Source organism: Desulfovulcanus sp., from assembly GCF_982781345.1.
Window position 1 is genome coordinate 1 of record NZ_CEYAEZ010000100.1, and the last position, 3652, is coordinate 3652.

Below are 3652 nucleotides of genomic sequence, written 5' to 3' on the forward strand. Positions count from 1 at the left end.
AGCGATGGCAAGTTGTACCGGCAGTTAAGGAACTTTTAAGAGAATAAGTAAAAAAGCCGGGAATTTCCCGGCTTTTTTTAGGTCAAAAGTCAATTATTTGATTTAACTTAACTCACTCAACTCAGAACTAAAAAACAGAACTTATACAATGAACAAATTTCTTGTTTTAGGAATCGGCAATCCACTTCTTTGTGATGACCGCGCCGGTATTGAGGTGGTAGAAGAGATTGAGCGGGAAGGATTGCCTGTAGATACAGAGATACTATACACAGTTGGTTTTGAAGTTATTGATAAGGTTTTGGGATATGAAAGTGTCATCGTTGTTGATGCATCCAAGCTGGGGCATTCGCCGGGAACTATTGTCCAGGCGAGCCTTGACGACATTTTCAACACACATGCACTGGTTAACTCTCACGCCATAACCCTGGGAACAACTTTAAAGACAGGCTATATGCTCTTTCCTGATGAAATGCCCTCCAATTTAAGCATAATTCTTATTGAAGCCGATGTTATTGATCATTTTTCAGATCAATGCACTCCAAAAGTTAAATCATCTGTAAATAAGGTAGTAAAAATCATTAAAGAACATTTTGCTGTCTGTTAGATAGCAATATAGATGATTCAAATAGGAAGAGTTTGTTTGTATAGTAAAATTTTCTTTGCAAATTTTATACTTTTTTTGCATACTTACAAGATAAAAAATTAACTTATTAAAATCCAAATGGAGGTGCCCTATGAAGTATTTTATTGGGCTGGGTAAGGATGGTGCTTTGGATCGCCTCGAGAAAAGAGGTGTGTCCAGACGTGACTTTATGAAATTTTGTACTAGTGTGGCGGTTGTCATGGGGTTGGGGCCTGGTTTTGCCCCAAAAGTGGCCGCGGCCTTAACCGCTAAAAAAAGGCCTAGCGTTGTGTGGTTGCACAATGCTGAATGCACCGGTTGTTCTGAATCCCTATTAAGGACAGTCTCCCCGTTTATTGATGAGCTCATCCTGGATACTATTTCTCTTGATTATCACGAAACACTTATGGCGGCTGCCGGAGAGGCTGCTGAAGAAGCCCTGCACAAAGCAATTTCCTCCCCAAATGGCTATATTTGTGTTGTTGAGGGAGCTATCCCGACCAAAGATAACGGGATTTATGGAAAAGTAGCAGGCAAGACCATGTTTGAATTATGCAAGGAAATTGTTCCCAAAGCTACAGCGACTATTGCCATTGGAGCTTGTGCCAATTTTGGTGGAGTGCAGGCCGCAGAACCCAATCCTACAGAGTCAAAAGGGCTCAATGATGCCCTACAAAAGTTTGGTGTCAAGGCCATTAATGTGGCTGGATGTCCACCGAATCCATTCAATTTTGTAGGTACTGTTGTCCATCTTTTGACCAAAGGGATGCCTGAACTGGATGATTATAACCGTCCAGTCATGTTCTATGGTGAGACAGTGCATGACAATTGTCCCCGGCTCAAACATTTTGATGCTGGAGAATTTGCTCCGTCTTTTGATTCTGAAGAAGCCAGAAAGGGATGGTGTTTGTATGAACTGGGCTGTAAAGGACCATATACCTATAATAATTGTCCAAAGGTAAAATTTAACCAGACCAATTGGCCTGTGGATGCCGGACATCCGTGTATTGGCTGCAGTGAACCCGGATTTTGGGATGAAATGTCTCCGTTTTATGAATCTCAATAACTTGTTGGGAAGATTACATCTTTCAAATTTATAAACAGATTACTTTATCTGCATGGCCAAATTTAATTTTTAAGGAGGAGGATTTATGTCTGGTTGTCGCGCAAAAAAGGCCCCCATGGCGGTGGCTACTACCCCTAGAAGTAATTATACTGGTCCCATTGTCGTTGATCCGGTTAGCCGCATTGAGGGCCATTTACGTTTAGAAGTAGAAGTAGAAAACGGCAAGGTTAAAAATGTATGGAGTAAGTCTCAGCTCTTTCGTGGGCTGGAGATGATCTTACAGGGCAGGGATCCTAGAGATGCTCAACATATTACCCAGAGAGCCTGCGGCGTATGTACCTATGTTCATGCCCTGGCCTCGGTTCGCAGCGTAGATGACGCAGTAAAAGTAGATATCCCGGAAAACGCTCGCATTATTCGCAACCTGGTTATGGGAGCCCAATATCTGCATGACCATATTGTCCATTTCTATCACTTGCATGCCTTGGATTGGGTGGACGCTGTCTCTGCTTTGCAAGCTGATCCCAATAAAGCAGCCAAAATTGCCCAAAATATCTCCCCTCGAAAGACAACAGCCAGTGATTTAAAAGCTGTCCAGGAGAAATTAAAAGCCCTGGTGGATAGTGGACAATTGGGCATCTTTACCAATGCCTACTTTTTGGGCGGTCATGATGCCTATTATCTGCCCCCGGAAGTGAACCTCATTGCCGTAGCACACTATCTTGATGCCTTGAGACTACAGGTTAAAGCGGCTCGGGCCATGGCTGTGTTTGGGGGCAAGAACCCGCATACTCAGTTTACTGTGCCTGGCGGTATCACCAATTATGAGGCTTTAAGTTTAGATCGAATTAATGAATTTAAGAAGTTATGGCAGGAAACCAAGGCCTTTGTGGACGAAGTCTATATTCCTGATCTTTTGGCCGTGGCTTCTTATTACAAAGACTGGGCAGGCATTGGCGGATGCACTAACTTCATGACCTTTGGTGAATTTCCGGAAAAGGCCAACGATATAGCTAGTAGATATTTGCCTGCGGGAGTGATTTTTAACCGCAACTTGAAAAATGTGGAGATGTTTGATCCTAATGAGATCAAGGAGCATGTAAGCCATAGTTGGTATGAAGGAGATGCAGCCAAGCATCCTTATGAGGGTGAAACCAAACCTCAGTACACCAGCCTGGAAGATGAAAATCGGTATTCTTGGATGAAGGCTCCTAGATATAAGGGTGAAGCAATGGAAACCGGCCCGTTGGCTTCCATGCTTATAGCCTATGCAAAAGGGCATAAGGATGTAAAAGCTGCCGTGGATATGGTTTTAAATAAGCTTGGAGTAGGACCGGAAGCCCTGTTCTCCACATTAGGCCGTACAGCAGCCAGAGGCATTGAAACTCACGTTATAGCAGCTAGATTAGAGAAATGGATAAATGCCTTGGAAGAAAATGTGCATAAGGGAAAAACCAAAATTTATCAGGAATGGGAAATGCCTGATGAAGCCATGGGTGTTGGTTTTGTGACTGCGCCCAGAGGTGCTTTAAGTCACTGGATCAAAATCAAGGACGGTAAAATTGAAAATTATCAATTGGTTGTTCCTTCCACATGGAATTTAGGTCCTCGTTGCGCACAGGGCAAATTAGGTCCATTGGAAGAGGCCCTGATGAACACTCCTGTTGCCGATCCCAAAAGGCCAGTAGAGCTCTTAAGAACCATACATTCCTTTGATCCATGTATTGCTTGTGGTGTACATGTCATTGATCCTAATTCCAATCAGACTTACAAGTTCCGGGTACTGTAAAAAATAGTGTCAGTTGACTTCTCAAAAAGGGTCTGAGTAATCAGACCCTTTTTTATGTAAGAGTCTGTGGCCGAACCTTTTTATCAACTTAATTTACTCAACTTTCTGAGTTAATTTACAAGCGCATTTTCTTCAATGCTAACAAAGAGTTGGACACATCTAAGGCTTGCTTGCG

At 42.9% G+C, this 3652-nt stretch carries 3 protein-coding genes; all 3 read left to right on the forward strand.

Annotated elements, in window-relative coordinates:
* Window positions 1-148 precede the first annotated feature (148 nt).
* The 3 genes from AC3WVG_RS11165 to AC3WVG_RS11175 all read left to right on the forward strand — a co-directional run bounded on the left by AC3WVG_RS11165 (window position 149) and on the right by AC3WVG_RS11175 (window position 3477).
* Entirely contained in the window at window positions 149-604 is a 456-nt protein-coding gene (locus tag AC3WVG_RS11165; RefSeq protein WP_488798196.1) for a hydrogenase maturation protease, read from the forward strand.
* A gap of 130 nt (window positions 605-734) precedes the next feature.
* Window positions 735-1688, forward strand: coding sequence for a hydrogenase small subunit (locus AC3WVG_RS11170; RefSeq protein WP_488798197.1), 954 nt, complete (start codon window positions 735-737; stop codon window positions 1686-1688).
* A gap of 85 nt (window positions 1689-1773) precedes the next feature.
* Entirely contained in the window at window positions 1774-3477 is a 1704-nt protein-coding gene (locus AC3WVG_RS11175; RefSeq protein WP_488798198.1) for a nickel-dependent hydrogenase large subunit, read from the forward strand.
* The last annotated feature ends 175 nt before the right edge of the window (window positions 3478-3652 follow it).